Consider the following 24,176-nt stretch of genomic DNA (forward strand, 5'->3'; position numbering starts at 1 on the left):
CATCTTACAGGAGAGGGATGCTGAATTCAACTCCTATCATAAGTGCGCCCTCAGCGGCATGGCTTCAGACATAAAAAAATCCCGCTTTTATCCAAGCGGGAACCGTTTTTATTCAGAAGGCTCAAATGTAACAGCCACATCATTGAGGTTTTTCACTTCTTTTTCGACGATGTCAATAATATCTATCGCGGCGGCTTTTGAATGCTCTTTCGCTTTCACCGTAATGTTGACCTTATCTCCTTCAGCATTGACTAGAGCATCTTTGTATCCTTTGGTTTTAATCAGTGTTTCCAGCGTTTTTTCCGTTCCTTCCGCATCGCTCAGCTCTGTCATCTTATCATAGGCTTCGCTTTTTTCCTTTGCTGTCGCTTTGTCGCTCATGACGATGTCGTTTAATTCTTCCCTCATTTTGCTGCGCTGATCATCCATTTCCATCCGGTATGTCGTAAAGTCGTCTCCCTCAGACGTTTCTTCCGTCACCACACTGCCATCTCCTGCACTCTGTTCGTTGGCCGACGTTTCTTTATCTTCAGTTTGTTTGTCTTCGGTTTGTTTGTCTTCGGTTTTGCCTTTTTCGGAGTCTGTTCCTTTATCTTTTGCAGGCTGCTCTTCCATCGGTTTTTCTTTTTCAGCGGCGACTTGTCCTTTCTCATCAACAGTCACTACATTTTCTCCTTCAGGTGACATGATATAATAGACACTCAGCACAACGACGAGACTTAACATGGTTAAAAGCCAGACCGTTTGTTTTTTCAGCATCATTTATGAATCCTCCTTCATTTTTTTAGGGGCAACAGCGACGCGGTGGCTTGGAACGTCAAGAACCCTTGTCACTGCTTCAATGATTGTTTGTTTTATTTGAACGTTGTCGACTCCCTGAGCGACAACGAGAACGCCTCTAATCTCGGGCTTTTTCGTCTGGACGACAACCGGCGTCTCTTCCTGGCCGTGTTTGATCATGACGATCTCTTCATCTGATGATGTTTCGGTAACGGTCCTTTTTCCGCCCTGTTTGTCTGTTTCATCTGTTGATGTTTCTTGTGTTTTCTTATTTTTTTCAAACACCTTCAGGGAAGTCGCATCAACATTGACGACGATCGACACATCCTCAACACCGATGATCGTTTCCAGAATCTCTTTCATCTGGTTCTCGTAATCCCGTTCATAGTCCTCGATAGAATCTTTCGGCTTGTCAGCCCCGGCCGGCTTAAACACTTCTTGTTCACGGCCTTTTTTCTGGTTTTCGGATGACGTTTTTGATGATGCGGCGGGAAGATCCATTTTTGGCTGAGATGGCCCGGAAGAAAAAATCTGGCTCGCCAGCATAAAGGAAACGCCCAGTACAAATAACAGCAGAAAATAGTGGTATTTCGTCAGTCTCGCTTTTCCTTCTTTGTCTTCTTTCGGGAGCAGATGACCGATCAGCTTCTCGATCCAGGTTCTTTTATTCATTGCCGCTTTGTTCTCCCCCTTCGAAATGGACTGTGATCTTGTCGGGGTTCATGTCCCATATGCCTGCAAGCTGTTTTTTGATGTTTTCTGCTTCTTGATGCTCCCGGCCGCGATTGGTCTGATAGTCTTCATCAGTATTGATGTCCACAGGCGAGACGGCTTGGACCGTTTTTTCGGAAGCGGCTTCCAAATAGACGACGGCTTCCATATGCCGGGCGATGTCTTCCTCAGATTGCAGGCGGCCGTTTGAAGAGATTTTCACTTGTTCTATTTTATATTTGTCATGACTGAACCTCTCCTCTGCACTCTGTTTTAATTGAGCAGCCATCTGTTCTAAAATATATGCTTGTTGTGAGGCTTGTATTTCTTTTTTTTCTGAATTCAGCTGATTTTTTATTTCTTCGGATTGAACTTGTCCATTTTTCGTCAGCTGCTCGAAGATCACGTCAGGATCGGCGCGGAACAGCGAAAAAATCGGATTCAGGATGACAACGATTAATAGAAGGCTGATCACCATTTTTGCGTATTTCTGCATGCTGGAGTTCGGCAGAAGCATGTCGATGATGATGGCGAGCAGAATAAATAAAATAATGTTTGTCAGCCACTCTGTGAGAAAGCTCACATCAACCCCTCCCCTATTTCATCATCATGGTCAGGTTCCCTGCCGTAATAATCACAGTTAAGCTTAAGAAAAACATCAGTGAGACGATGGCCATCGCCGCGAATATATAGATGACGCTCTTGCTGATCACATCAAGGCAGCTGATGACGGGTCCGCCTCCCAAGGGCTGCAAAACAGCGGCGGCAACTTTGTATATCAGGGCAAGGGAGAGGATCTTGACAGCCGGGAAGGCGGCGATGCAAATCAGAATGGCAACACCGAGAATTCCGACGGTGTTTTTGAGCAGAAGCGAAGCGCTGATCACCGTATCTGTCGCTTCAGTGAACATCCGGCCCAAAACAGGAATAAAATTGCCCGTGATAAATTTGGCCGTCCGTAACGTGATGCCGTCCGTAACGGCGGCTGATGCCCCCTGGACAGAGATGACGCCGAGAAATACCGTCAAAAAAGCGGCCAGCGTGCCGATTGCGACATTCCTCAGCAGCTGGGCAAGCTGTGTTACTTTGTACTGTTCCGTCATCGTGCTGACGATGCTTAATATCGCGGATAAAAATAAAAGCGGAAGCACAACATACTGGATAAAAAGGCCGCTCGTATTCATTAAAAACAGAATGACAGGATGGAAGAAAGCGGCTGATGCGGCTCCTCCCGAAGTCGCCATCAGCGCGAGGAGCAGGGGGACGAGCGATAGAATGAAGCTTGTCATCGTCTGGATCGTTTCATTCGCGTATGTGACGGCAACCCGGAAGCTGTTCAGCGCAAGAATGATCAGCACCATATAAACGATCGCATAGGCGACTTTGCTGACCGTGCTTTGCTGGAACGCGTTTTGCAGCAGCTGGAGCAATACACAGAATATCGTCAAAAGGATCAGGGTTCCTAAAAGCTTCCCATTTGCCAGCACTTCATGAAACAAATAGGAAAAAAGCGCTTTACCCCATTCTTCAGGCGAAAAATGCTTCTCGCCTTTAATGAATTCCATTAAGCTTCCTTTTTGGCTTTCCGGAAGATGGCCGCCGTATTCCGTCATGATGTTGTTCCAAAACTCGCCGACCCGGTCCATCTCCAGCGACTCGGCCTGCTGATCGGCCATCGCTTCCGCCGATTTTTCGGCAGCGCCCGCTTCTCCAGCCGGTTCCCCGCCTTTTTCCGAAGCCTGCACCTCCCTCGCCCCCGCGAAAACGAGGCCGATGACCAAGAGCCAGAACAGTAAATGACGTTTCACACCAAAAATCCCCCTTTCTGACTACGACATGGATGGGATCAGCCCGATAATGGTTTCGATAATGACGGTTAAAATCGGAACGGCCATGACTAAAATGAGGATTTTGCCTGCAAGCTCGATTTTCGAGGCGATCGCCCCCTGCCCGGCATCCTTTGTCAGCTGTGCGCCAAACTCCGCTATATATGCGATCCCGATAATTTTCAAAATCGTTTCGACATACATCATGTTGATATTTGCATTGACGGCTATCTTTTCGATCATGCGGATGATCTCGTACACCTGATCCACTAAGAACAAAAAAATCGTACAGCCGGTAAATACGACGATCATAAAAGCAAATGTCGGTTTTTGCTCTTTGACAATCAAGCTGAGGAAGGTTGCAATCATTCCCAATCCTACGATTTGAACGATTTCAATGAGTAAGCCCCCCTATCCCTGGAATAGAAAGACAGCTTTTATCTTTTGGAAAAGATCATCGACGACAGTTGCAACCATGAATAAAATATAAATAAAGCCTAAAAGAGTGACCCATTGGGCGTATTCTTTCTTTCCCATTTGATCAAGTATGGTGTGAAGAAAAGCGACGACGATCCCGACGCCTGCTATTTGAAAAATGATATTTACGTCTACTCCCATTTCATGTGTGCTCCCCTCTTCATTACATCAATAGAAGAACCAGTAACAGTCCCGCCAAAAATCCAAGGCTTTTTACCATTTTTTCGTTTTTCGCCTGGGCGAGGTTCGCTTCGGCTTCCTCCGTTTCCAAATGGGTCAGCGCCAGTTTGATATGCTTCTGCTGCGAAACCAGATCATGCCTGCCGAGCGTTTCTCCAAATTGCCTTAAAATATCAAATTCCTTTGTTTTGAGAGCCGTTTTGGACCATACTTTCCTCAGACTGTCCTCCCAAGCTGCCCCGGCTGATGCGCTGCCTTCTTCAAGCTTTTCCGAGAACGCTTCAAACAGGGAGGAAACAGGTTCAGAAAGCTGTTCCGCGATATGCTTTGAAGCCAGACGGAGCGGAGTATGCCCATACATGATTTCAGCCTCCAGCGATTGCAGAGCGGCCAGTAGCTGCCGGATTTGCTTCGGTCTTTCACTGAAGGGTTTTGCCATTTCAAAACCCGTCCATGTGGCAGCCCCCAAAATCAACGCAGCCCCCAAAAGCTTCAGCATGGCAAAACCCTCTGATTCGCAGCAAGCGGCTCCCCGTCTCCGCCGCAGATCCGGCTGACAGTGCCGGGACCGTTTTTCCGAGATAGCTCCACGATCCGCTGAAATACGCCATGCTCCCGAAGCAGTTTTAAAGAAGGCCGTTTGCTGACATCTGAATACGTAAAACCGTGGGCTGACACGATCACCGACACCCCGGCATGCACCGCTTCTAAAAGGGCTTCGGCATCCTCCATTCTGCCGATCTCGTCCGCAATGACCACCTCGGGGCTCATCGACCTGATCATCATCATCAGCCCTTCCGCCTTCGGACAGGCGTCAAGAATATCGATGCGGTTTCCAAACTTGTACTGCGGAATGCCGTTTACACATCCGGCAATCTCTGACCTTTCATCAACGATCGCGGCCTTTTTCGCGGGGATTTTGCCGCTTCCCGTGCTGATCAATCTTCCCAGATCCCTGAGCAAAGTCGTTTTGCCTGTTTGAGGAGGACCGATGATCAGCGTGTTCAGCCATCCGTTTTGATAGAGATCCGGCACATACGGCTTTGCTATGCCGATTTTTTCTTTGGCGATCCGGATATTAAAGGAGGAAATCTCCCTGATACCCTTGACCGCCCCGTTTTCGACGACGACCCGTCCGGCAAGGCCGACGCGATGGCCGCCCTTGATCGTGATATATCCTTTTTTCAATTCCTCTTCAAGCGTATACATGCTGTAATCGCCCAGCCGGTTCAAAAATATCGCTGAATCCTCCGGTGTCGGCGCATAATTCAAAAAAAGCGGCTGCCCTTTCCGCACCAATTCCAGCGGACGACTTGTCCTCATCCGAATTTCTTCTATCTGATCCACTTCATCTTTAGTAAGCCCGGCTAGCGCCCGTTTCACCGTGTCAGGGAGAATATCTGTGATGTAATGCAAAAACGCTCCCTCCTCTTTTAGCTTGTCTTCTATAAAAATGTATGATCAAAGGAAGACTTTATGACAAGTCAGGACTCTTACCGGCCTTCATTATTTATAGATTCCTGCAATAATGAAGACAACTCCCATGAAGATGAGGATGAGTTTCGCATACGATAGCTGCCCTGCGATCTGATATATTCCGATCGTCATTGTAATAATGAAAATAAGCGGCCCGACCATTGCCAGCACGCTGTTTACGACAACCGCCTTGCGGACGTCATTAAAAAGAAGCATGATGACCGCCGCTGTAAGCTCAATCAGCGAGGATACAACTCTTAAAGCCGCCATTGTCAAAACGGTTGGATTGACTTGTCCAAAGAAAAACTTCATATCATAAACCTCCATTAACACTTCCGGCTTGTTTACAATCTATGCTCTCTCTTTAAAAAGTAGTCTTCTGATTTTTCTATTTCGAACTTGCAAAACAAAAAAAGAGCCGGCTTCATATGAAGCCGGCTCTTTAGCCGCTGGCCTACGCTCTTGATACGTAAGATCCGTCAGATGTATTGACAACGAGTGTATCCCCTTCGTTTACGAAGAATGGAACGTTGACAACTAAACCGGTTTCTGTTTTTGCCGGTTTTGTTCCGCCTGATGCTGTATCGCCTTTGATGCCCGGTTCTGTTTCCACAACCTTCAGCTCAACAGTGTTCGGAAGTTCGATTCCAAGCGTCTCTGCCTGATACATCACGATTTGAACGGACATGTTTTCAAGCAGGAACTTGAGCTCGTGTTCAATCTGAGACGTATTCAGTTCGAGCTGCTCATAGCTGCTCGTATCCATAAAAACGTGCTGATCGCCGTTGGCATACAGGTATTGCATCGTTTTTGTCTCAATTTGGGCGCGGGCCACTTTCTCGCCTGCGCGGAAGGTTTTTTCTTGAATTGCGCCGGTGCGGAGATTTCTCAGTTTTGAACGGACAAACGCTGCACCTTTACCAGGTTTGACGTGCTGGAAATCAACAACGCGCCAAATGCCTCCGTCCACTTCAATCGTTAAACCTGTGCGAAAATCGTTTACTGAAATCATGGTTTTCCTCCTATAGCTCCAATCAAACGGATTATAAAATAATTAAATCTTTTGCGGAATGGGTGAGAGATTCGTTCCCGCCGTCAGTAAGGACAATATCGTCCTCGATTCTGACTCCGCCTGTGCCCGGTATGTAGATTCCCGGTTCAACCGTTACAACCATGCCTTTTTCAAGCTGCTGGTCAGAACGGGCTGACAGCGCAGGACCTTCATGAACTTCCATGCCGAGCCCATGGCCTGTCGAATGACCGAAATATTCGCCGTAGCCTTTGGAAGAGATATAGTCCCTCGTATAGGCGTCAGCTTGTTTGCCGGTAATTCCCGGCTTGATATTATCCATGCCGATCGCCTGCGCTTCATACACGGTTTGATAAATGCTTTTCAGCTCGTCACTCGGCTCTCCCACCGCGATCGTACGCGTAATATCCGAGCAGTACCCTTTATAATAAGCCCCGAAATCCAAGGTCACAAAGTCACCCTTCTCGACAGCCTTGTCACTCGCCACACCGTGCGGCAGACTTGAACGCAGTCCCGAAGCAACGATCATATCAAATGAAGAATGATCCGCCCCCTGGCTCCGCATGTAAAATTCCAGCTCATTGGCGATTGAAATTTCTGTCATGCCGGGCTTAATAACCGTCAGAATATGGCTGAATGCATCATCTGCAATCTTTGCAGCTTCCTTTAATATCTTAATCTCTTCACTTGACTTAATCAAGCGCAACTTTTCCACCGATTGTGAAACCGGAACAAGCTCGGACGCCCCGAGCAAATCCTTGTAGGCAGCATACGTTCCGTATGTCATCTTATCCTGCTCAAAACCGATTTTATTTAATCCCATTTCTTTAATCACATCGGCCGCCTTTTGGATGATTCCGCCCGAATGCTGGACGATGTCAAAACCTTTGACTTGATGTTTGGCCTGCTCTGTGTAGCGGAAATCAGTGATAAAGACCGCTTTGTCCTCTGAAATGACAGCAAGACCTGCAGTGCCGGTAAATCCGGTTATGTACCTCAAGTTGACGCTGCTCGTCACCAGGAGCCCTTCGATGCCCAGACTGCCGAAAAGCTCTCTCAATTTTTTAAGTTTCATTGTTTAACGTCCCCCCATTTGTTATTTGTTGTTCAAAAAATAACAGACAGCAAGCTTGTAGCCTTCAAAACCGAGCCCGGTAATCTGGCCGCGCGCCACGGGTGAAATAACCGACTGCCGCCGAAACTCTTCCCTCGCATGCGGATTTGAAATGTGAACTTCGATCACCGGTATGCTGATGGCGGCTACCGCATCGCGAATGGCGTAGCTGTAATGTGAGAAAGCGCCCGGATTTAAGACGACTCCATCATATTGATCTGAAGCTTCATGAAGCGCGTCGATGATATCCCCTTCATGGTTTGACTGAAAAAACGTCAGTTCGGCCTGAACGCCTTCGGCAAATTGAAAAAGCTTTTGCTCTAAATCGGTCAATGTATCTTTTCCGTACACTTCGGGTTCACGCTTTCCCAGCATGTTTAAATTCGGACCGTTCAAAATGAATATACGCGGCAACTCTTTCCCCCCTTTTTGATGTAAAACTTGCCACCATTTGGCTTCACGCAAAAAAATGTCCACTTACAGTGAACATTTTATCATAATGCTTCCAGTCTCAACACTATTCTCTTGATTCTCCAAGCGCACTGGAGAGCTTTTCGGAATTTAATTCATTATATTCAAATGAAATCGAATAGCCGACAAACAATCCGTACAGCAAATAGATGCAAAACGTCGTGACGACTGTTTTCCTTTTCAGTTCGGCAACCGTTTGCACATCCGGAAACATCGGATTAAACAGATAAAACACGACGAACCATAAAACAGCTCCGTATAAAAGGCCCGGCCACATTCCCTTCGCTTGTTTCAGACAGCCGTAGTAAAGAAGAGCGGCGCCGATGGAGATCACCCCGATCAGCAAAATGCTGACCACCGTTCCGAGAAATCCATTTTTCCAGCCGCCGAGCATAAAGGGCTGAAGAATCATATTCGGATTCACCTCGGAAAACTTAAACAAATACGCCAGCTCTCCTAAAACGCTCCAGAGAATGCCGCCGATAAATCCCGTCGAGATGACCCTCCCGGTGAACGATACGGGATTTTCCCGTTTATTTTGCTCCAGTTCTTCAGGCTGTTTTTCATTGTCTTCATTGCTCATGCTGACAGTTCACCTCCATTCCCAGTATGTCCAAAAACGGAGGCGCCAACATGATCTCTGCAAGTTTTTTAAACAAAAGTGTAAAAATCAAGAAAACGGGTATACTTTAATTAGATTTGACAATTCGGTTCCCTAATTTCTTAAATTTTTAGGCCCATCAATCTAGAGGTTTCAGCGCTTTTCCTGTACAATAAGGTGTAAGGAAATGGTTAATGTAATCATAGATTGATACAGATAGGTTGATGCAGATGTCAAATCAAAAAAAGCCCGCTTACGGAGGGCAGGCCGTCGTCGAAGGCGTCATGTTCGGCGGCAGGCGCCATTATGTAACGGCGATCCGCAGGAAGGATCAAAGCATTGAATTTTTTAAACTGCCGCGCAAATCGAATCCGGCCCTTGAAAAGCTGAAGAAAATTCCTTTTCTCAGGGGAATCATCGCGATCATCGAAGCGAGCGCGAACGGAACCCAGCATTTGAATTTTTCAAGTGAAAGATATGATCTTGATCCTTCCTTAGACGATCAATTAAAGGAAGAGAAAAAGTCAAAGCTGACCATGATCTTCGGGCTTGCCGCTGTCGGGGTGCTTTCATTCCTTTTCAGCAAATTTATATTTACGCTGGTTCCCGTCTTTTTGGCGGAGCTTACCCGGCCGGTATTCCAGTCTGATGTCGCGCAGATTATGATCGAAAGCTTTTTTAAGCTGATTCTGCTTTTAGGCTATATTTACGTGATCTCGTGCACCCCTTTTATCAAAAGGATTTTTCAATATCACGGAGCAGAACACAAGATCATAAACTGTTTTGAACAGAACCTGCCGGTTACGGTTGAAAATGTTCAGCGCCAGTCAAGGCTTCACTACCGATGCGGAAGCAGTTTTATTTTATTCACTGTGATCGTCGGCATGTTTGTTTACTTGCTTGTTCCTGCTGACCCTCTCTGGGTCCGTATTTTAAATAGAATCGCACTGATACCAGTCGTTCTTGGCATCTCATTTGAGGTGCTGCAGCTGACAAACAAAGTGAGAAACATACCTGTTCTCAAGGCATTGGGCTATCCCGGCCTTTGGCTGCAGCTCTTGACGACAAAAGAGCCGTCTGACGATCAGGTGGAAGTGGCAATCGCAAGCTTTAACGAGCTTCTTCATATGGAGACCAAAGCAGAGGACGAACAGAAGGAACCTTCTCATATCGTAATGTAACTCTTTAACGATTTGTTAATTTTTTGGGAGGTGGACAGTTATGAAGCAACGGGTACATCCAGTCTCGGCTTTAGTGATTGCGCTTGGAATTTTGGGTTTCGTTTATTTTGCTGTCACAAGCCCCGGCCAACTGCTGCAATATTTGATTGTTTTCGCAGCGGTCGGCGCAATCATTTATTTTGTGGTCAGATATATTTCCAACCGCGATATGGGCGGCGAGGGAGCCGCTTTTAAGAAAGCGGCCAAACAGTCGCACAAGCGTTTTCAGGATCATAAAAAACGCTCAGCCAGAGGCAGGGTTAATCATCTTAGAAGCGTGCCGTCTATCAACAAATCCAAGCCCGTCTTGGTCAAGAAAAAAAGCCAGACTCAGCTGACAGTGATTGAAGGCAAAAAAAGCAAAAAGAAAAACAGAGCTTTCTTTTAATACGTCCACTGTTTCAAAAATAATTCTGTTCGTTTTTTTCCTAGCTCAATCAGAGCTAGTTTTTTTTCTGCCGAAATCGCAAATTCCGTTGACAGCACCTCTTCAACAGGTAGAAAAATAATGTTCCGTTCGTGCTTTGTGGCGATATGCCTGGCATCATGCGCTTCCTTCATCGTCTCAAAAAGCGCTCCAAACAGCTCAAACGCATTGTTGATGACCTTCTTCGGCCTCTCTTTTTCGCACGGCGTCAATGTAACGCCTAGAACCGGGCGCTTTTTTTCAGCGGTAAACAGCCAAATCGGAAAATTGCTCAGCACCCCGCCGTCCACCACCGTTGAGATGCCGGCCGAAGATTTCAGTTTGACGGGCTCAAAAAAATAGGGAATGCTGCAGCTCATCCGAACCGCCCTTGCGACGGAAAACCGTTCCGGATGTAAGCCGTAGCGGGGTAGGTCGTCAGGCAGGACAAGCATCTTGCCATTCGTTAAATCTGAAGCAATCAGCTTGAGCTTTCCTTTCTCAAAGTCGCCGAACACGGAGACACCTTTCCTCCTTAATTTTTCAGAGATCCAGTTTTCAAGCCGATCTCCCTTATACAAACCAAGGCGCCAATAGATCGAAGCCCATTGCAGCATTTTTAAAGGGAAAAAAGAAAATCTCGGATCAAGGAGCTCACCTTCGTCTAATTCCTCCACCATGCTGCGCATCTCCGCACTCGTATATCCGGCCGCAATCAATGCCGCAATGATCGACCCCGCGCTCGTTCCGGCCAGTCTTTTAAAACGGAAACCGCGTTCCTCGAGCGTTTCATATGCTCCTACAAGCGCAATGCCTTTCATTCCTCCGCCTGAAAAAACCCCGTCTATGAACATCCGTTCTCCCCCCTTAAAAGATTGGCCCTACCACCATTTTAGGAAGAAGACAGAAAAAAAAGACCATTAGAAAAACGGCCGCATACAAATAAAAAAGCCGCCGTGCCGCGGCAGCTTTTTCTACTGATTGTCCTGTTCATTTCTTTTTTGGACGCTTCTCAGATCGTCGATCCTTTGGCGGTCATCCTCAAAATACTGCACAAGGTCTCCGACCCGGTCAATGCTGTTCCAGCTTAAATGATGTTCGATTCCTTCAACATCATCATAAATTTTCTCTTCGTCAACACCAATGATTCGTAAAAACTGTTCCAGTAATTCATGTCTGTATACTAAACGCTTGCCTATTTTTTTACCTTTAGGCGTCAGCACGAGACCGCGATACTTTTCATAAATCAAATATTCATCTTTGTCGAGTTTTTGAACCATTTTTGTAACCGAGGAGGGATGGACGGCTAAAGCTTCTGCAATATCTGAGACTCTCGCATATCCTTTTTCTTCTATCAGCATATAAATTTGTTCTATGTAATCTTCCATACTCGGTGTTGTCATCAAATCCCTCCAAATCACACCTATTAAAATCATTACAAGTTTACACTATGTGCATGTAAAAAACAAGCAATCAGATAACGTTTACATCTATGCTCTATCGTTTAAAATTCCATTCATCTGTCGCGTATTTCGTCCGGGCCAATTCCTCGACAAACGCCGTTTCTTCTTCTGTCAGTTCATACGGCTGAAGATGAATGTTAAGCCCTTTTTCAAAGCCTTTTTTAAACGCTTTGCTCGCTTCTTCGATCGTCACTTTTTCCGCGGCCAGCTGATTAATGGCAACTGCCTTTTGTTTAAAATTGCGCTGCATGCGCTCCCTGATGCGGTCGTTTTTATAGATAAACAAATCAAACAGCTTGTCCTCATCCAAATCAAGGAGGATCGAGCCGTGCTGTAAGATGACCCCTTTTTGTCTCGTCTGGGCGCTCCCTGCGACTTTTCGGCCTTCGACAACGAGCTCATACCAGGAAGGCGCGTCAAAGCAGACGGATGATCTCGGGTTTTTCAGGCTTTCTTTTTCTTTCTCCGTTCTCGGTATTGCAAAATATGCCTCAAGTCCAAGCTCTCTAAAGCCTTCAAGAATGCCTTCGGAAATCACCCTGTACGCTTCCGTCACAGTCTGCGGCATGTCAGGATGCTCTTCAGATACGATCACACTGTAGGTGAGTTCTTGATCATGGAGAACGCCTCTGCCGCCGGTCGGCCTTCTTACAAAGCCCAAATTATAGTTTTTGACGGCTTCCAGATCGATTTCCTTTTCAACATTTTGAAAATAACCGACAGAAAGCGTCGCAGGATTCCATCCGTAAAAGCGGATGGTAGGCGGGATCTGCCGTTGGCTGTGCCAGTAAAGCAGCGCCTCGTCAAGTGCCATATTAAAAGCGGGCGCCCGTCGTCCCGAATCGATAAAACGCCATGTTTCCTTTTCCATAACCTACCCTCTTTTTCTTTGGTATAAAATAAGTCTACCATTCCCTTTGAAAATTGAAAATAAATTCGGCTAATCAGATGACAGAATTACCGCCCTTTACTATAATAGTATTTGTCTTAACATATCGATAAAACTTTCCCGTTTAAGGCGGGACGATGTAAAAAGGAGTCGGATCAGATTGTCTACCAGCAGCATTATTGTTCTCATCATTTGCGCCGCACTCATTATCTACGCGGTCGTTTCATACATTTATCAGCAGCGCATTATGAAAACCTTGACAGAAGAAGAGTTCCGCGCAGGGTACCGCAAAGCCCAGCTCATCGATGTGCGTGAACCGAATGAATATGAAGGCGGCCACATTCTCGGTGCAAGAAACATTCCGCTTTCCCAGCTTAAACAGAGAAAAACGGAAATCCGCACTGACAAGCCCGTCTACCTTTACTGCCAAAACAGCGTCAGAAGCGGGCGCGCAGCCCAAACGCTCCGCAAATACGGCTGCCAGGAGATTTACAACTTGAAAGGCGGCTTCAAAAAATGGAGCGGGAAAATTAAAACGAAGAAATAATGAACGGCTGTCTCGTCTGAGACGGCTTTTTTCATACAAAAAAGCCGGCGGAATCATACACCCGCCGGCTTTCATCTTATTCAGCCTCTTTCATAGCGAAGCACAGGCTTGCGCGCCGCTTTTGTTTCATCCATTCGTTTAACAACTGTAGTATGCGGTGCTTCTTGAACCATCTCTGGCGTTTCTTCCGCTTCTTTGGCAATCTGGATCATCGTTTCGATAAACGCGTCAAGCGTTTCTTTTGATTCTGTTTCTGTCGGCTCAATCATGATGCATTCCTCCACATTAAGCGGAAAGTAGATGGTCGGCGGATGGAAGCCGAAATCAAGCAGACGCTTGGCGATATCCAGCGTTCTGACGCCGAGCTTTTTCTGACGTCTGCCGGACAGCACAAATTCATGCTTGCAGTGGCGGTCAAACGGCAGATCATAATACGGCGCAAGTTTCCTCATCATATAATTCGCATTTAAAACGGCGTTTTCCGTCACTTCTTTCAACCCGTCAGGACCCATTGAACGAATATACGTATAGGCTCTCACGTTTATGCCGAAGTTGCCGTAGTACGGCTTGACCCTGCCGATGGATCGGGGGCGGTCATTGTCAAATGTAAAGCGCCCGTCTTTTTTGACCAGCACAGGTTTTGGCAAATACGGGATGAGATCGGCTTTGACGCCGACGGGACCTGAGCCCGGTCCGCCGCCCCCGTGGGGTCCCGTAAAGGTTTTATGAAGATTTAAATGCACGACATCAAATCCCATGTCGCCCGGCCGCGCTTTACTGAGCACGGCGTTGAGGTTGGCGCCGTCATAATAGAGCTTCCCTCCGGCCTGATGCACGATCTCCGCCATTTCTAAAATATGCTCTTCAAACAGGCCGAGCGTGTTCGGATTTGTCAGCATCAGCGCAGCCGTTTCTTCATTGACGACCCGTTTTAAATCTTCCAGGTCGACAAGCCCATCGGCATTCGATTTGACGGTGACCGTTTCAAATCCGGCAACCGTCGCAGATGCCGGATTTGTTCCGTGCGCAGAATCCGGAACAATCACCTTCGTTCTTTTCCGATCGCCGTTGGCCTCATGGAAGGCGCGGATCATCATCAGCCCGGTCCATTCGCCATGCGCGCCGGCCGCCGGCTGAAGTGTGACCTGATCCATGCCCGTAATTTCCTCCAAATGCTCGCTCAGGTCGTAAAGTAGCTCCAGCGCCCCCTGCACCGTATGTTCGTCCTGAAGCGGGTGAATGGCTGAAAACCCCGGAATCCTCGCGATTTTCTCATTGAGCTTCGGATTGTATTTCATCGTGCAGGAGCCAAGCGGATAAAAACCGGAATCCACGCCGTGGTTTCGCCTTGATAAAGCGGTATAATGCCGCATAATATCAAGCTCAGACACCTCGGGAAGCTCTGCCGGCTCTTTCCTGATATAGGCCTCATCCAGAAGGTCTGATTCATCTGTTTCAGGGACGTCAAGCTCAGGCAGGCTGTAGCCGACCCTTCCTTCTTTTGATATCTCAAAAATAAGCGATTGATCCTGATTATGCATGGCGATCCCCCAATTCCTTGATGAATGTATCTATTTCTTCCTTCGTCCTGAGTTCTGTCACTGCGATCAGCATATGGTCTTTCAAATCCGGATATGACAGGCCGAGATCATAGCCGCCGATGATCTCCTTTTCAAGCAGGCGTTCATTGGCTTGGGTGACAGATTCCTTCAGCTTGATCACGAATTCGTTGAACATAGGACCGTCAAACGCGACTTCAAGGCCCGCCCGCCTGGCGGCTTCTTTGGCATAAGACGCTTTCTGCATATTCTGCCAGGCGATGTCCCTGACGCCTTTTTTGCCGAGCGCCGTCATCGCAACAGAAGCGGCGAGCGCATTGAGCGCCTGGTTCGAGCAAATATTCGATGTTGCTTTATCCCGCCTGATATGCTGCTCCCTTGCCTGCAGCGTTAATACGAACCCTCTTTTTCCATTTTCATCTTCCGTCTGCCCGACAAGACGCCCCGGAACCTTCCGCATCAGCTTTTTAGTGACGGCGAAAAATCCGCAGTGGGGGCCTCCAAACGCGGCCGGTATACCGAATGGCTGGGCATCGCCGACGACGATATCGGCCCCGAATGCTCCCGGAGGCGTTAAGATGCCGAGCGCCAGCGGGTTGGCGGACACGATGAACATGCTTTTTCCTTTATGGGCGATCGGCTCGATTTCGTGCAGAGGTTCGATCTGTCCGAAAAAGTTCGGATATTGGACGATAACGGCTGCGGTTTCATCACATACCGCTGCGTCAATGGCTTCGATATCAGCCGTCCCGTTCTTGGCAGGCACTTCCACGACTTCGATGTACTGCCCTTTTGCATAAGTTTTCAGCACCTCGCGTGATTCCGGATGAACGGTCTCCGAGACGACGATTTTTTTCTTTTTCGTATGCCCTGATGCAAGCATCGCGGCTTCCGCCAGCGCCGTTCCGCCGTCATACATGGACGAGTTGCTGATATCCATTCCCGTCAATTCGCATATCATCGTCTGAAATTCAAAGATCGCCTGCAGCTCCCCTTGCGAAATTTCCGGCTGATATGGGGTGTAGGCCGTATAAAATTCAGATCTTGAAATCACATGATCGACAATGACCGGCTGATAATGGTCGTACACGCCCGCTCCCAAAAATGAAGCGTACGCGGCCGTGTCTTTATTCTTTGCCGCCAGCTTTGTCAGTTCTTTCGTGAGCTCCGTCTCGGATTTTGCTTGTTTAATTTGATATTCGCCTTTAAATCTGACGCTCTCTGGAATATCGGAGAATAAGTCGTCAATCTGGCTGACTCCGATCGCCTCTAGCATCTCTTTTTTATCCTGATCTGTCGCAGGCAGGTAGCGGTGCTTCATCTTCAGTCTCCTTTCATGATCATGGCAAACTTACGGCTGCCGTTTATAAAATGGGGTTTTCGCAATTTTCGCTTTCAGACGCTTTTTCCTGATTTCAACCTCGACAATGGTGCCGAGTTCGGCAGCCTCTTTTTTGAGCAGAGCAAGACCGACGTTTTTTTTCAAGGTCGGCGATTGTGTTCCAGTCGTCACTTCGCCCGCTTGTACGCCTTGATGGTAAACGGGATACCCGTGCCGCGGAATTCCTTTATCAAGCATTTCAAGCCCGACGAGTTTTCTGTCGGCTCCCTCTTCTTTTTGTTTTGCCAAAACAGACTTGCCGAAAAAATCCGCCTCTTTTTTCGTTTTAACAGCAAACCCGATCCCTGCTTCAATCGGCGTAATGTCTTTTGTAAGCTCCTGTCCGTATAGAGGGAGCTTCGCTTCAAAACGCAAGGTGTCTCTGGCGCCAAGACCGCACGGAATGAGGCCTTCATCCCGGCCCGTCTCTAAAAGAAGCTTCCAAATGCGGGCTGCATCTTCACCTCGGCAGTAGATTTCAAAACCGTCCTCTCCCGTGTACCCCGTTCTTGAGACAAGCGCCCGCACGCTGCCGACCGCGGTTTCATCCCGGAAGGTAAACGGCTTTAACGCGGCAAGGTCAATGTCTGTCACTTGTTGTAAGATCTGTTCGGCTTTCGGTCCCTGAAGGGCAAGCAGAGAGATTTCATCTGAGATGTTTTTGATCTTCACATCCCCCTCCGCATGCCGATTCAGCCAATCGATGTCCTTGCCGATGTTGGCTGCGTTGATGACCAGCAGATAGCGCCCGCTTCCCTTCATATAGACAAGAAGATCGTCAATCGTCCCGCCGTTTTCATCGCACATCGCTGTATACTGTGCGCCGCCTTCCTTCAATGCGGCAACATCATTGGTTAAAAGCTTCTGTAAAAACGGCAGACTGTCAGCGCCTGTGACCTCGACTTCCCCCATATGGGAAACGTCAAACAAACCGGCTTTCGTCCTTACCGCTTCATGCTCTTCTTTGATCGATGAAAACTGAACAGGCAGCTCCCAGCCGCCAAAATCAATCGTCTTTCCGCCATATTCCTTATACAGGTCAAATAAAGGCGTTCGTTTCAGCATCCTGCTTCCCCCTTTGTGTTTTAAGTTTGCCAATCATCAGAAAACGCGAAAGATTTCAATAACAAAAGCTCTTCATGCAGCCGGCATTCACGGCACAAAAAAGGACAGAGAACCCCCTTTGTCAGTTCGGAGGCTCTCTGTCCTGGCACCTGAAAGTTTACTTTGCATAAACGCAAAGATGTCCCCTTTGGTGGTTTGCTAAGCATGATTATGGTACAAACTCTCTCCAGAGTTGCGTCAAGCAAGAGTTCTTTTGCCTGAGAGATTCACTATTTCACAGTTTGCTCCTTCGGCGCCGTTATAAGGGATTCCTTATCGGTCTCTCCCCTTGCTGTCATTCGCTCATATTCATTTCTTTTCATGGACATACTAGATAAAGCGTACGATTTTTTCGCTGATGATCTACAAATATCCTACCATCATCACAGCGTTTGGGCAACAGAAAAAAGCATTAACATTTCATTATTTTTCATTTGAATTGTTCGCGTTTTATTCATTTCTTGATTAAATCAGCTTGATTCATAAAAGATTATCTTTTAAAAAAGAACATTCCATTAAATGATAAGAGAGGAAAGGCGGCGATATGATGATTCCAGAGATTCATTTTGACAAGGAGTGGCCTGAACAGTTTGCGGAACACCTTGAACAGGACGGTCCTTGGGCGAATTGGGAGCTTTACCAGCTTTCCTGCGAGGTGCAAAAACGCCTGGCGATTCCAACCTTTGAAGGGCTACAGGCTCCACACCATCTGCCTGATTTCACCCCGCTTCCCCACCAGCTTGAGGTCGCTCGAAAAGTGGTCGAACAGATGAACGGGAAAGCCATTTTAGCCGATGAAGTAGGTCTTGGAAAAACGGTTGAAGCCGGCTTGATATTAAAAGAATACATGATTCGCGGTCTGGCAAAAAAAATTTTAATTCTCGTGCCCGCTTCACTTGTATCACAGTGGGTAAAAGAACTGCGCGACAAATTTTTAATCCCGGCCGTCGAGCAGAAAAAAAGCTATGTATGGGAGCAGTGTGACGTTGTCGTCTCCTCCCTTGATACAGCGAAACGTTCGCCGCACCGGGAAACGGTATTATCCATTCAATATGATGTGGTGATTATTGATGAAGCTCACAAACTGAAAAACAATAAAACCAAAAACTACGAATTCGTCCGCAACTTAAAGAAAAAATACTGCCTGATGCTGACTGCGACACCGATTCAAAACAAGATTGACGAAATTTTCAACCTCGTCTCCCTTTTAAAGCCGGGCCATTTAGGCAATGAAAGCAACTTTAACAAAGATTATTCAAAACAAATCAATTCCGCCGAGGCGCACGAGCGATTGAAATCGCTCATCAATAAAGTCATGATCAGAAACAGGCGGCAGGATACGGGAATCACATGGACGAAGCGCCATGTCGAAACCGTGCCGATTTCTTTTTCTCCGACCGAACAGGCTTTATATGACGAAATCACAAGCCTGAAAAAAGATCACCGCCATTCGGCCGGCATGTTTTCGATTATGACATTGGAGCGCGAATGCTGTTCAAGCAGAGAAGCGGTCTATATGACGCTGAAAAACATGCTCGACAGGAAAGACCGTGAAGCCCCTGTCATCGGAGAAGCCGCGATTCATCAGCTGATCAACAGGGTAAACGAGGTTACACAGAACTCCAAAGCGATGAAAGTCGTCGAGCTGATTCAGGAACTCAACGACAAAGTCATCATTTTTACGGAATACAGGGCGACGCAAATTTATCTGCAATGGTTCCTTCAGCAAAATGGGATCAGCTCTGTGCCGTTTCGCGGCGGCTTTAAACGAGGAAAGAAAGACTGGATGAAGGACTTGTTCCGGGGCAAAGTTCAGGTGCTGATCGCCACGGAAGCGGGCGGTGAAGGGATCAACCTTCAATTTTGCAACAAAATCATCAACTATGATCTCCCCTGGAACCCGATGCGCCTTGAACAAAGAATCGGACGGATTCACCGGCTCGGCCAGGAACGGGACGTCTATATTTACAATATGGCGACAAAACATACCGTAGAGGAACATATCTTGAAGCTTCTCTACGAAAAAATCCATTTATTCGAAAAAGTTGTTGGCGACTTGGATGATATTTTGACAAAAATAGAGGTCGGTCATTTTGAAGAGCACCTTCATGATATCCTCTATTATTCAGCATCTGACGAAGAAATGAAAATCAAAATGGAAAATTTGGCATCGTTTATCTCCTGCGGGGACGACGCTGTTCAAGACCACAAACAGATTGGAGGCTGAAGGATGAGGCAGGAAGAAATACAGCGGTTTTTAGAACGCTTTTTCACCGCGAATCGATGCGACATCATTGACAAGAGCGCCGGCCATATCACCGTGCAGCTGACCGCTGAAGTCGATAAACAAATTATGAACAGGCCTTTTTATTGGCACTGGCTCGAGAAAACGGGCGGACAGCCGAATCCGATGAAAATTACGCTGATTACAAATGAAGAAGCGGCGCCTGAGGATATTGAAGGGGAATTTATTCATTTCGGCTCACCGAGGCTATTTCAAATTTTTCAGGCGGTAAAAAAGAACGGAAAATTTATCCGTCTTTATGAAAAGGTCCGCTTTATGGGAGGCCATACGCCCCTTGAACCGTGGCTCGGCTTGAATGTAACGATCTCATTCCAGTCCGACATGAAAAAAGACAAGCTTCTGTCTCTCGGCCTCCATTTAATCAGCGGACAGCTGATAGAAGGGTTTCAAGAACAAATGGAAGAAAGGGCGCTCTCTACGCACATTTCCGACTACTGCTACACCATGTCGCCTTTAATCAAACCGGAAAGCGGCATCAAACGGCTTGAACGCTATATCGAACAAGCCGCCAGAAGCGAGCCTCTTGATTGGGCTGAAGCTTCTCTTAAAAGATGGAATAACGACCTTTCCCTTCTGAATCAGTTTTATGAAGAGACGGAAGAAAAGCCTGAGGAATACGAAATTGAAAAAAAAGCCCTGCAAACACTGTACGAACCAAAAATCGAAATGAAGATCGAAAACGGCGGTTTGTTTTATCTGCAGAAAAAAACCTCAGGATAATTTTTCCGATTCGACACGGTTCTTCTTTTTATTCAGAAACCTAGGATTATAATGGAAGTAAGACGATAAACTTTCGCATCAACAATTGGACAAGTTTGGAAAAATGCTGAGGCCAGCGATTTATCTTTGTTGCCAACAACAAGGTTGACTGAAATACATAACCAAGTATTTTGGGAGGGGACATGTATCATGAAAGCGAAAAGTGAGAAGGAAGAATTGGACAAGGAGTGGGAAGATCTCATCAAAAGCGCTCTCAGAGCAGGTATTAGTCCAGAGGAAATAAGAATTTTTCTCAATTTGGGTCATAAGCCTTCGGAAGCTTCCACACCAATTGAAAGAAGTCATTCAATAAATCCTTTCTGAATGTGCTATAATATCGAAAGGAAGGTGATGACATTGATTGGCCAGCGTATTAAACAATATCGAAAAGAAAAAGGCTACTCACTATCTGAACTAGCTGAAAAGGCTGGGGTAGCGAAGTCTTATTTAAGTTCAATAGAAAGAAATTTGCAAACAAACCCCTCCATTCAATTTCTAGAAAAAGTCTCCGCTGTTCTGGACGTCTCGGTTCATACCCTGCTTGATGAGAAAGATGAAACCGAATACGATGGTCAATTAGATAGTGAATGGGAAAATCTAGTTCGTGACGCGATGGCATCAGGGGTTTCTAAAAAACAATTTCGCGAATTTTTGGATTATCAAAAATGGAAGAAAAGACAGGAAAAGGAGTAAGTGTCACATATCTTACTCCCTTTGGCATTTAAAAAATATAACGACGCCGATCAAATTTACATAAAAAAAACGGATCTGTTGATCCGCTTTTTTTTAATGGATAGCATTATTTATCTTCACTGTGTGCTCTTTCGTTCTCTTTAACATATCCTTTTTCATCGGCGTGTTTATTTCCATCGATGGTTAAGCCGTTCCATTGAGTACCCTCAAATGAGAAGTCAAGCTGTACAGAATCTCCTTGATATTTGTTCTGTATCATGTTGCCGTTGCTGTCTGTTGTTGTGTCATTGATAAATTCAATGACCATTTCGACTTTGTCGAAATCGTATGGATCTTTTGGAATACCATCGTATTGAGGCGCAGTCTTGCCCTTGATTGTCGCGACATTGATTTTGCCGTTGTCATGCAGGAAGCCCGGCTCAATTAGCTTTTTGATTTTTTCCATTGAGCTTTTATCTTTTTTCGCAGACATATTGTACAGATCATAGAGATTCGCGGAATCAAGAATGATGTTTTTAGGATATCCGTTTCCGCCTTCAACGCCGACAGTCAATACGCTGACTTTAAACTGTTTCAGGAAGTCTTCGGCAGAATTTTTCCCGCCGTTTTTCGCGTTGGCGTCAACGAAATTGCTGAAGCCCATCTGCATTAACACTTCTTTAATGGCCAATGAACCGTCATTTTTAAATGTGAATTCTTTTTTGAATTTATCACCCGGTTTTAAGTTTGACAGGTTCACTCTCGCAGACGTTTCTTTCGCATTTAAGTCAAGCGTACCTGCTGCATACGTAGCTTGTGTCGTTTCGATATCGTTAAACGCGGCCCAAGTTCCCCCTCCTACTAATGCCAGCCCAAGAGCAGCGGACGCAACTCCTAATCCAATTTTTTTCTTTGTACCCATGATAACTCCTCCTTTTATAATTGAAAAATGCTATATATGGAGACCTGAATAACAGGTGACCAACGAAAGTTACATTGAAACCCGGTCTTTTCCGGCGGCTTCGATTGCTTTTGTTTTTTGATCAATTTCACGCAATGCCGCGGATATCGTAATGACCGCATAAAGAATTAACAAGAGACCCGGCACGATCAACAAGATGGCTGTGCCGATGGGTTTGCTGGCGAAATCCAGCAGATACCCCGCATATGGAACGGTAATTCCCGAATACTTTGCGACAACGTTTTCCGCCAAAACAGGATCGGAATCGGGATTTTGGTTGTTGTCACCTTTTGTTTTAAATACGAGATTTGATTTATGTTTTGTTATACCGATAATCCGGTGGGTAACCATTGTGTTCTGATCTTGCATGAATGTAATAATATCGCCCTTTTTCAAGGACTCGGGATTTGCAACTTTTTGAACGGCGATAATTGATCCCGTTTTAAACTCCGGCTCCATTGAACCGGATAAAACCGTCTTCAATTGATAGCCGAACAGCTGAGGCTCCCCGCCCGACGATTTTGTTGATATGACAACAATGACCGCCGCAATGATCAGCGTGAAAATAATCACATATAAGAAATTGCTGACCCATTTCATGATTTTTTTCATGACGCATCCCCGCTTTCTAATGAATGTTTCTCTTTATTTTTTTCCTCACGGACGGACCGACCGCCGTCTGTTCCTTGTTTTTCTGGCTCGATTTTATCTGTTCGTTCAGTCTCCCGGAATGTTTCCGGCTTGTCTTTACGATCTGGTTTGGATTCGGCTTTTTTTGGAGGCTTCGGCGTCTTTTCTTTGCAGTCGCTGAGTTTCATCACCTTTGACCAAATAAACGGCTTTCCCCGTTTGATATCAGGATGACCTTCAGGTTTTATCAATTTAAAAACGTAAATTCCTCCACTTACCGCACGATTTGACTCAATCCTGTATAGATGGCTGCGGACTTCCTTGCCAACCGTGCCTTTGTCTATGACAGCCCCGTCTTTCAGCGGCTTTGAAGAGCTCTCGATTTTGTGCAGCTCCCATTTCCATTCTGAAGCGGTTATGCTGTTGCCGCGGTTTTTAAATTCAGCAAATAAAGGCAACGGCGCACAAGTGCTTCCTTTTGTTTTTGTCTGTTTTTGAAGCTTCAAATCGCTTCCATCCCACTCTCTATCATCTATGTCCTTGAATTTTGCAGACGCTTTCATTGACATGCTATATTTTTCCACATCATGGAACGATGCGTTCGTATTTTGATTCAGCTGACTCCCCAGTCCAATCAAAAGGTAGATGATCAACATCATTTGAAAACCGATGATCGTCTTTTTGTCTTTTTTTCGGCGTCTCCTAGTTCGAGATAATCTAATCATGACTACCCTCCTAGCAGCTTTTCGTTCGTTTTAAAGAACCTAATAGTTAGAGTATAAAGAACAAAGCTCACAATTGAAAACTGTCAAAATAGTCGATTTAGTTCGTTTTACAGAACATTTTCATTCAATTCCTCAAAAAAACTCTTAAATTCTCATCTTTTTGAAAAAAATGAAGTTCTTTATAATGTACACAATTTATTCTTATTTTTTTGTATAAACTGTGTCGACAAGGAAAAAAATAGGGAGGAAAGGATGGTGACCCATGCTGAAAAAGATCATATTATGCGTCCTTTTATTGCTTGTAAGTTCAAAACCGCTGTATGTACAAGGAGCAGGCTATCAAACAGCCGTTATGACGAAATGGGAAGAAAAAGCTGTTCAGGAAGCCAAAAAGAGATACCCGGAAGCTGAAGTCCGGCTCACCCAAAAGGTATGGGACCGAAAACGAACTGATGAAGCTGTTAAACAGTACCACCTGACCCTTAGTGAAGGAAATAAAGATTTTGGCGTATTTGTCACCATTTCGTACGAGCCTTCAACCCATAAAATTAATAAAGTGGTAGTTGTTGAAGAATATAAATAAGCCGCTTTCCTTTAGGAAAACGGCTTCCTATTTCTTGATTGAAATTCGAACCTCCTGGCCCGCGGCCCGCCGAATGGGGATGCCTTTTCTATCTTATGATTTATGACGTTTAAAAAACATCATGCAGCCGATAGGAAGAATCCCGAACCAGCGGTATATGCGGGACGGCGGTCTGCTTTCTTTGCGCTTTTCTTTCATTTCTTTTCTTTCTTGTTTTGGTGTATCCATATACTTGACAAGCTGTTCTGTCATATATTTCACATAATCGTTCGTTTTCATCTGCTCACCTCATCGCACTTCTTATGA

Annotated in this window: 31 protein-coding genes and 1 riboswitch; of the genes, 8 read left to right on the forward strand and 23 right to left on the reverse strand. The window is 46.0% G+C overall.

All coding sequences use genetic code 11. The annotated features are described in order from the left end of the window. Positions 1-108: 108 nt before the first annotated feature. From BTR1S_RS08675 to BTR1S_RS08735, 13 genes are all read right to left on the reverse strand, one after another. Positions 109-759, reverse strand: coding sequence for a SpoIIIAH-like family protein (locus tag BTR1S_RS08675; protein WP_006637504.1), 651 nt, complete (start codon positions 757-759; stop codon positions 109-111). A 3-nt stretch (positions 760-762) separates the two neighbouring features. Next, positions 763-1,452 (reverse strand): stage III sporulation protein AG, encoded by a 690-nt coding sequence (gene spoIIIAG / locus BTR1S_RS08680; RefSeq protein ID WP_006637505.1) that lies wholly within the window; start codon positions 1,450-1,452, stop codon positions 763-765. Beyond that, positions 1,445-2,074, reverse strand: coding sequence for a stage III sporulation protein AF (spoIIIAF, locus tag BTR1S_RS08685; protein ID WP_029419388.1), 630 nt, complete (start codon positions 2,072-2,074; stop codon positions 1,445-1,447). The genes spoIIIAG and spoIIIAF overlap by 8 nt, the downstream gene beginning before the upstream one ends. Positions 2,075-2,087: 13 nt before the next feature. Then, the gene (spoIIIAE, locus tag BTR1S_RS08690; protein ID WP_087962509.1) at positions 2,088-3,284 is read right to left on the reverse strand and encodes a stage III sporulation protein AE; all 1,197 of its coding nucleotides are present in this window, start codon (positions 3,282-3,284) and stop codon (positions 2,088-2,090) included. Between the two features lie 36 nt (positions 3,285-3,320). After that, complete coding sequence (gene spoIIIAD / locus BTR1S_RS08695) at positions 3,321-3,716, reverse strand: stage III sporulation protein AD (protein ID WP_255130833.1); 396 nt, start codon at positions 3,714-3,716, stop codon at positions 3,321-3,323. A 12-nt stretch (positions 3,717-3,728) separates the two neighbouring features. Beyond that, a complete protein-coding gene (gene spoIIIAC / locus BTR1S_RS08700) occupies positions 3,729-3,935 on the reverse strand; it encodes a stage III sporulation protein AC (protein WP_003183409.1) in 207 nt (68 codons plus the stop codon). Positions 3,936-3,957: 22 nt separating this feature from the next. Continuing rightward, a complete protein-coding gene (gene spoIIIAB / locus BTR1S_RS08705) occupies positions 3,958-4,473 on the reverse strand; it encodes a stage III sporulation protein SpoIIIAB (RefSeq protein WP_029419386.1) in 516 nt (171 codons plus the stop codon). Continuing rightward, complete coding sequence (spoIIIAA, locus tag BTR1S_RS08710) at positions 4,467-5,390, reverse strand: stage III sporulation protein AA (RefSeq protein WP_029419385.1); 924 nt, start codon at positions 5,388-5,390, stop codon at positions 4,467-4,469. The genes spoIIIAB and spoIIIAA overlap by 7 nt, the downstream gene beginning before the upstream one ends. A gap of 90 nt (positions 5,391-5,480) precedes the next feature. Continuing rightward, positions 5,481-5,762, reverse strand: coding sequence for a YqhV family protein (locus tag BTR1S_RS08715; RefSeq protein WP_006637511.1), 282 nt, complete (start codon positions 5,760-5,762; stop codon positions 5,481-5,483). Positions 5,763-5,904: 142 nt separating this feature from the next. Then, positions 5,905-6,462, reverse strand: coding sequence for an elongation factor P (gene efp, locus BTR1S_RS08720; RefSeq protein WP_006637512.1), 558 nt, complete (start codon positions 6,460-6,462; stop codon positions 5,905-5,907). A gap of 31 nt (positions 6,463-6,493) precedes the next feature. Then, complete coding sequence (locus tag BTR1S_RS08725; RefSeq protein ID WP_006637513.1) at positions 6,494-7,555, reverse strand: M24 family metallopeptidase; 1,062 nt, start codon at positions 7,553-7,555, stop codon at positions 6,494-6,496. A gap of 21 nt (positions 7,556-7,576) precedes the next feature. Then, a complete protein-coding gene (gene aroQ / locus BTR1S_RS08730) occupies positions 7,577-8,008 on the reverse strand; it encodes a type II 3-dehydroquinate dehydratase (RefSeq protein WP_006637514.1) in 432 nt (143 codons plus the stop codon). 103 nt (positions 8,009-8,111) lie between these two features. Further along, a complete protein-coding gene (locus tag BTR1S_RS08735) occupies positions 8,112-8,648 on the reverse strand; it encodes a YqhR family membrane protein (protein ID WP_006637515.1) in 537 nt (178 codons plus the stop codon). A gap of 248 nt (positions 8,649-8,896) precedes the next feature. Between BTR1S_RS08735 and BTR1S_RS08740 the strand changes: the two genes are divergently transcribed. Both BTR1S_RS08740 and BTR1S_RS08745 read left to right on the forward strand, forming a co-directional pair. Beyond that, positions 8,897-9,847, forward strand: coding sequence for a DUF1385 domain-containing protein (locus BTR1S_RS08740; RefSeq protein ID WP_029419384.1), 951 nt, complete (start codon positions 8,897-8,899; stop codon positions 9,845-9,847). 40 nt (positions 9,848-9,887) lie between these two features. Beyond that, the gene (locus BTR1S_RS08745) at positions 9,888-10,274 is read left to right on the forward strand and encodes an SA1362 family protein (protein ID WP_029419383.1); all 387 of its coding nucleotides are present in this window, start codon (positions 9,888-9,890) and stop codon (positions 10,272-10,274) included. On the opposite strand, the gene BTR1S_RS08750 is transcribed toward BTR1S_RS08745, so the two are convergent. The 3 genes from BTR1S_RS08750 to lipM form a co-directional block, all read right to left on the reverse strand. Then, complete coding sequence (locus BTR1S_RS08750; protein ID WP_006637518.1) at positions 10,271-11,146, reverse strand: patatin-like phospholipase family protein; 876 nt, start codon at positions 11,144-11,146, stop codon at positions 10,271-10,273. The two genes, BTR1S_RS08745 and BTR1S_RS08750, sit on opposite strands and share 4 nt — an antisense overlap. Before the next feature lie 120 nt (positions 11,147-11,266). Beyond that, entirely contained in the window at positions 11,267-11,695 is a 429-nt protein-coding gene (gene mntR / locus BTR1S_RS08755; RefSeq protein WP_006637519.1) for a transcriptional regulator MntR, read from the reverse strand. Positions 11,696-11,789: 94 nt separating this feature from the next. Next, positions 11,790-12,626, reverse strand: a complete 837-nt coding sequence (lipM, locus tag BTR1S_RS08760; RefSeq protein ID WP_006637520.1) for a lipoate--protein ligase family protein — start codon at positions 12,624-12,626, stop codon at positions 11,790-11,792. A gap of 178 nt (positions 12,627-12,804) precedes the next feature. Here lipM and BTR1S_RS08765 point away from each other — a divergent pair, with 178 nt between their 5' ends. Continuing rightward, on the forward strand, positions 12,805-13,191 hold the full coding sequence (locus BTR1S_RS08765) for a rhodanese-like domain-containing protein (RefSeq protein WP_006637521.1): 387 nt from the start codon (positions 12,805-12,807) through the stop codon (positions 13,189-13,191). 80 nt (positions 13,192-13,271) lie between these two features. Here the strand turns inward: BTR1S_RS08765 and gcvPB are convergent, their stop codons facing one another. Genes gcvPB through gcvT form a run of 3 tightly spaced genes read right to left on the reverse strand, consistent with a single transcriptional unit; the run spans position 13,272 to position 17,196 of the window. Next, complete coding sequence (gcvPB, locus tag BTR1S_RS08770) at positions 13,272-14,732, reverse strand: aminomethyl-transferring glycine dehydrogenase subunit GcvPB (RefSeq protein WP_006637522.1); 1,461 nt, start codon at positions 14,730-14,732, stop codon at positions 13,272-13,274. Beyond that, on the reverse strand, positions 14,725-16,071 hold the full coding sequence (gcvPA, locus tag BTR1S_RS08775) for an aminomethyl-transferring glycine dehydrogenase subunit GcvPA (RefSeq protein WP_006637523.1): 1,347 nt from the start codon (positions 16,069-16,071) through the stop codon (positions 14,725-14,727). Before gcvPA ends, gcvPB begins: the two co-directional genes overlap by 8 nt. Before the next feature lie 30 nt (positions 16,072-16,101). After that, complete coding sequence (gene gcvT / locus BTR1S_RS08780) at positions 16,102-17,196, reverse strand: glycine cleavage system aminomethyltransferase GcvT (RefSeq protein ID WP_029419382.1); 1,095 nt, start codon at positions 17,194-17,196, stop codon at positions 16,102-16,104. Between the two features lie 235 nt (positions 17,197-17,431). After that, positions 17,432-17,534, reverse strand: a riboswitch (glycine riboswitch). 248 nt (positions 17,535-17,782) lie between these two features. Here gcvT and BTR1S_RS08785 point away from each other — a divergent pair. The 4 genes from BTR1S_RS08785 (at position 17,783) to sinR (ending at position 20,992) form a co-directional block, all read left to right on the forward strand. Next, positions 17,783-19,462 (forward strand): DEAD/DEAH box helicase, encoded by a 1,680-nt coding sequence (locus BTR1S_RS08785; RefSeq protein WP_029419381.1) that lies wholly within the window; start codon positions 17,783-17,785, stop codon positions 19,460-19,462. Between the two features lie 3 nt (positions 19,463-19,465). Beyond that, complete coding sequence (locus BTR1S_RS08790) at positions 19,466-20,260, forward strand: YqhG family protein (protein ID WP_006637526.1); 795 nt, start codon at positions 19,466-19,468, stop codon at positions 20,258-20,260. 189 nt (positions 20,261-20,449) lie between these two features. After that, complete coding sequence (sinI, locus tag BTR1S_RS08795) at positions 20,450-20,623, forward strand: anti-repressor SinI (protein ID WP_006637527.1); 174 nt, start codon at positions 20,450-20,452, stop codon at positions 20,621-20,623. Positions 20,624-20,656: 33 nt separating this feature from the next. Next, a complete protein-coding gene (sinR, locus tag BTR1S_RS08800; protein WP_006637528.1) occupies positions 20,657-20,992 on the forward strand; it encodes a transcriptional regulator SinR in 336 nt (111 codons plus the stop codon). Positions 20,993-21,098: 106 nt separating this feature from the next. On the opposite strand, the gene tasA is transcribed toward sinR, so the two are convergent. The 3 genes from tasA to tapA form a co-directional block, all read right to left on the reverse strand. Beyond that, entirely contained in the window at positions 21,099-21,893 is a 795-nt protein-coding gene (gene tasA / locus BTR1S_RS08805; protein WP_006637529.1) for a biofilm matrix protein TasA, read from the reverse strand. 69 nt (positions 21,894-21,962) lie between these two features. Next, complete coding sequence (sipW, locus tag BTR1S_RS08810) at positions 21,963-22,544, reverse strand: signal peptidase I SipW (RefSeq protein WP_006637530.1); 582 nt, start codon at positions 22,542-22,544, stop codon at positions 21,963-21,965. Then, positions 22,541-23,287, reverse strand: a complete 747-nt coding sequence (gene tapA, locus BTR1S_RS08815; protein ID WP_006637531.1) for an amyloid fiber anchoring/assembly protein TapA — start codon at positions 23,285-23,287, stop codon at positions 22,541-22,543. Before tapA ends, sipW begins: the two co-directional genes overlap by 4 nt. 262 nt (positions 23,288-23,549) lie before the next feature. Here tapA and BTR1S_RS08820 point away from each other — a divergent pair, with 262 nt between their 5' ends. Then, positions 23,550-23,870 carry a DUF3889 domain-containing protein gene (locus BTR1S_RS08820; protein ID WP_006637532.1) on the forward strand — a complete coding sequence of 107 codons (321 nt, stop codon included), beginning with the start codon at positions 23,550-23,552 and terminating at the stop codon, positions 23,868-23,870. A 93-nt stretch (positions 23,871-23,963) separates the two neighbouring features. Here the strand turns inward: BTR1S_RS08820 and BTR1S_RS08825 are convergent, their stop codons facing one another. Further along, positions 23,964-24,149, reverse strand: coding sequence for a YqzE family protein (locus BTR1S_RS08825; RefSeq protein ID WP_006637533.1), 186 nt, complete (start codon positions 24,147-24,149; stop codon positions 23,964-23,966). Between the last annotated feature and the right edge of the window lie 27 nt (positions 24,150-24,176).

The sequence above is a fragment of the Bacillus sonorensis NBRC 101234 = KCTC 13918 genome (genome assembly GCF_001592005.1).
In the GTDB taxonomy this organism is placed as follows: Bacteria; Bacillota; Bacilli; order Bacillales; family Bacillaceae; genus Bacillus; species Bacillus sonorensis.